Raw genomic sequence first — 3,789 nt, forward strand, 5'->3', positions numbered from 1 at the left:
GTCGGTCAGCAGCCGCTCGGTCTCGCGGTGGCGGCCCTTCATGCGTGCGCTCACGGGCGCCGGGGCGGACGTGACCTCGACTACCACCTGCACTCCGCGCGGCGCCCGCACGGCAGGATGGACGCCATGGCCGACGGAGCTCAGCAGCAGGACCAGCAGCAGTACAGGATCGAGCACGACACCATGGGCGAGGTCCGGGTGCCCGCCGCCGCGAAGTGGCGGGCCCAGACCCAGCGGGCCGTGGAGAACTTCCCCCTCAGCGGCACCGGCCTGGAGAAGGCCCACATCGCGGCCCTGGCCCGCATCAAGCGCGCCGCCGCGCTGGCCAACGCCGAGCTCGGCGTCCTCGAGCGCGACGTCGCCGACGCCATCGCCGCCGCGGCCGCCGAGGTCGCCTCCGGCGCCCACGACGGGGAGTTCCCCGTCGACATCTTCCAGACCGGCTCGGGCACCTCCTCGAACATGAACGCCAACGAGGTCATCGCCACCCTGGCGACCGAGCGCCTCGGGCGGGCGGTGCACCCCAACGACCACGTCAACGCCTCGCAGTCCTCCAACGACGTGTTCCCCACCTCGGTGCACGTCGCCGCCACCGCGGCCGTCGTCGAGGACCTCGTGCCGGCCCTGGAACACCTCGCGGCGTCGCTGGAGCGCAAGCGCGACGAGTTCGCCGGGGTCGTGAAGTCCGGCCGCACCCACCTGATGGACGCCACGCCGGTGACGCTGGGGCAGGAGTTCGCCGGCTACGCCGCGCAGGTCCGCCGCGGCGTGGAGCGGGTGCGGGCCACGCTGCCGCGGGTGGCGGAGGTCCCGCTGGGCGGCACCGCCGTCGGCACGGGCATCAACACCCCGGCGGGGTTCCCGCAGCGGGTCATCGCCCTGCTCGCGGAGGACACCGGCCTGCCGCTGACCGAGGCCGAGGACCACTTCGAGGCGCAGGGCGCGCGCGACGGGCTCGTGGAGCTGTCCGGCGCGCTGCGCACGGTCGCGGTGAGCATGACGAAGGTCTGCAACGACCTGCGCTGGATGGGGTCCGGGCCGCGCACCGGCCTGGCGGAGCTGCGGCTGCCGGACCTGCAGCCCGGTTCCTCGATCATGCCGGGCAAGGTGAACCCCGTCGTGCCCGAGGCGGCGCTCATGGTGTGCGCCCAGGTCGTCGGCAACGACGCGACCGTGGCGTGGGCCGGCGCCAGCGGCACGTTCGAGCTCAACGTGATGATCCCGGTGATGGCGCGCAACGTGCTGGAGTCCACCCGGCTGCTCGGCAACGCCGCGCGGCTGCTGGCCGACCGCTGCGTCGACGGGCTGGAGGCCGACGTCGAGCAGTGCCGCCGGTTCGCGGAGTCCTCGCCCTCGATCGTGACGCCGCTCAACCGCGTCATCGGCTACGAGGCGGCCGCGAAGGTCGCCAAGCACGCCGTCGCGCAGGGCACCACGGTGCGCCAGGCGGTGCTCGACCTCGGCTTCGTCGAGCGCGGCGAGGTCACCGAGGAGCAGCTCGACGCCGCCCTGGACGTGCTGTCGATGACGACGCCGAAGGCCTGAGCCGCACCGGGTGCCGATCGGCACCGGGCGCACGAGAGGGGCGCCGGTCCGCACGGACCGGCGCCCCTCTGGGTGTCACCACGGGTCCGGGCACGGGGCCCGGAGCGGATCAGCGGGAGTAGTACTCCACCACGAGCTGCTCGTCGCAGGTCACGGGGATCTGCTCGCGCTGGGGCTGGGCGAGGATCGTCGCGGTCAGCTCGTCGCGCTTGACGTCGAGCCAGCCGGGGATCTCGTTGTCCGACCAGCCACCCTCGGCCGCCACGATGAACGGGGTCTTCGTCTTGCTCCGCGGGGCGATCGCCACGACCTGCCCGGGGACGACCCGGTAGGAGGGGCGGTCCACGCGACGGCCGTCCACCACGAGGTGGCGGTGCACGACCATCTGGCGGGCCTGGTAGATCGTCCGGGCGAAGCCGGCGCGCCAGACGACGGCGTCCAGGCGCGTCTCCAGCAGGGTCACCAGGTTCGCGCCCGTCTTGCCCGGCTTGCGCTTGGCGAGGTCGTACGCGCGGCGCAGCTGGGTCTCGCTGATGTCGTACTGGTACCGCAGCCGCTGCTTCTCGCGCAGCTGCATCGCGTAGTCCGACTGCTTGCGCTGCTTGCGACCGTGCATGCCCGGCGGGTACGGGCGACGGTCCATGAAGCGGGCGGCCTTGGGCGTGAGGGCCACACCCAGGGCGCGGCTGATCCGCACCTTCGGTCGAGCGCTGTTCACAACACCTCCAGATCGGTTAGGTTACCCTGACCTTAGCCGAGGAGGTCTCCGTGAGGAGATGTCCGAGTACCCCGACAACGTCCAGGTCGACGCTTCTCCGAGCCCCCGAGGTCTCACCATGACTCCACGGATCACCACGACTACAGGCATGAGCACCGGCTCGGTCCACGCCACAGACCATCGTACGTCCTCCGTCGGCGTGCAGCGGACGCCGGCGGACGGCGCCGCCGCCGAACGGCCCGGCACCTCCCCCGCGGAGTGGGCGCGCACCCTCGCCGAGGGCAGCGTGGCCGCCACGCTGCACCTGCCGCGCCCGCCGCACGAGGACGGCAGCAGCTGCGCGGCCGCCTCGCGCACCGAGCCCTTCGCGGTGCGCCACCTCGCCGGCAGCGGCGGCGACGTCCTCCTCCTGGTCGCCGACGGCGGCCCGCTGGCCGAGCGGCTGGACGACCTGCTGCGCAACGCGCCCGACGGGCGGGACGTGCCGGCCGTGCTCGACGTGCTCGACGTGCCGCCGGGGCTGTCCGGGCTGCCCCGCGCCCGCCTCTGCGCCACGGGCTGGATCCAGGTGCTCCCCCCCGGTGAGCAGCGCCGGCTGGCCGCGGCGCTGCCCCGCCCCGTGCCCGCGCTGCTCGACGTCGGCTCCGGCAAGCGGCTCGTCCGGCTCGACCTCGGGGAGGTCCGGGTGACGACCCGCACCGGCGTGCACCTCGTGCCCGACGACGACTACGTCACGGCGCGCCCGGACCCCCTCTACCCCGACGAGCACGACGTCGTCAGCCACCTCGAGGCCCACCACGCCGACCACCTCGTCGGCTGGGCGCTGCGGGAGCTGCCGCTGGAGCAGGCCCGGCAGGTGCGGGAGGTCTCCGTGGCCGGCATCGACCGCTACGGCCTCGACGTCCTGTGCACGCTGGAGCGCGCGACGGTTCAGGTGCGCGCGCCCTTCGCCACCCCCCTGGCGGGCGAGCACGAGCTGCCCGCGGCGCTGTGCGCGGCCCTCGACTGCCCCTGCGGCGGGGCGGGGCGGGGCGACGCCCCGCACGACCACGTCCCGCAGGACGGCCCCGCACGGGGCTGAACGCGCGCGACCTCCCGGCCCGGTCGCCCCGGGCGGGGAGGTCGCGGGCCCGCGGCGGGCTCAGTACCAGTTGTGCGAGCGGCTGTGCGCCCACGCCGCGCACGGGGAGCCGTAGCGCGCCTCGATGTAGCCCAGCCCCCAGCGGATCTGCGTCACGGGGTTGGTCTCCCAGTCCGCGCCGGCCGAGGCCATCTTGCTGCCCGGCAGCGCCTGCGGGATGCCGTAGGCGCTGGACGTCGGGTTGTCCGCGAGAGGGTCCCAGCCGCTCTCCTTCGTCCAGAGGCTGTCGAGGCAGCCGAACTGCGCCTCGTCCCAGCCGTGCTCGGCGAGCAGGGGCCGGGCCGCACCGCGCGGGTCGCGCAGCGCCGAGCGGGCCGCCTCCTCCGCCGCGAGCCGGCGGGCCTCCTCGGCCTGGCGGGCGGCCTCCTCGGCCGCGAGGCGCGCC

Annotated in this window: 4 protein-coding genes; 2 read left to right on the top strand and 2 right to left on the bottom strand. The window is 74.7% G+C overall.

Annotated features, from left to right (window positions below; all coding sequences use genetic code 11):
* Window positions 1–126: 126 nt before the first annotated feature.
* Complete coding sequence (locus ABEB16_RS15295; protein WP_345713091.1) at window positions 127–1,545, top strand: class II fumarate hydratase; 1,419 nt, start codon at window positions 127–129, stop codon at window positions 1,543–1,545.
* 109 nt (window positions 1,546–1,654) lie between these two features.
* On the opposite strand, the gene rpsD is transcribed toward ABEB16_RS15295, so the two are convergent.
* On the bottom strand, window positions 1,655–2,263 hold the full coding sequence (gene rpsD / locus ABEB16_RS15300; protein ID WP_345713092.1) for a 30S ribosomal protein S4: 609 nt from the start codon (window positions 2,261–2,263) through the stop codon (window positions 1,655–1,657).
* A gap of 148 nt (window positions 2,264–2,411) precedes the next feature.
* Here rpsD and ABEB16_RS15305 point away from each other — a divergent pair, with 148 nt between their 5' ends.
* The gene (locus ABEB16_RS15305; RefSeq protein ID WP_345713093.1) at window positions 2,412–3,344 is read left to right on the top strand and encodes a DUF2470 domain-containing protein; all 933 of its coding nucleotides are present in this window, start codon (window positions 2,412–2,414) and stop codon (window positions 3,342–3,344) included.
* 60 nt (window positions 3,345–3,404) lie between these two features.
* Here the strand turns inward: ABEB16_RS15305 and ABEB16_RS15310 are convergent.
* Window positions 3,405–3,789, bottom strand: a 385-nt coding sequence (locus tag ABEB16_RS15310; protein WP_486335990.1) for an aggregation-promoting factor C-terminal-like domain-containing protein, incomplete at its 5' end; no start/stop codon positions are given.

The organism is Kineococcus glutinatus (assembly GCF_039542765.1).
GTDB classification, from domain to species: Bacteria; Actinomycetota; Actinomycetes; order Actinomycetales; family Kineococcaceae; genus Kineococcus_A; species Kineococcus_A glutinatus.